General features: G+C 39.9%; 1 pseudogene. It reads right to left on the reverse strand.

The window, feature by feature from the left end:
• Positions 1-338, reverse strand: a pseudogene (locus IDG60_RS03210) (hydroxymethylglutaryl-CoA reductase, degradative); the annotation flags it as partial.

Here is a 338-nt window from a genome sequence, read left to right on the forward strand (position 1 = left end):
GCTATACGTTGGTAACCACCACCACGCGCTTTAATAGAAGGATATGCCTCATCCGCAATTTTATGAATTTGCTTTTCTAAAGCTTTAATGTCTGCTGATAATTTTTCAGTATCGTCAACGCCATCAAAGACGATTTGACCTATCATAATACGTTCAGAAGATACCGTTTTAAATCCGCCAGTCTGATTCACTAGCTTTGCACCATAACTAGCTGCAGCGACAACTGAAGGCTCTTCCACCATCATAGGTACAACATATGCCTTATCGTCCACAATGATATTCGGTAATAATCCAACGGGTAATGCACCTTGCGCGATGACATTTTCAATTAAACTATT

The organism is Staphylococcus sp. EG-SA-2 (genome assembly GCF_017152085.1).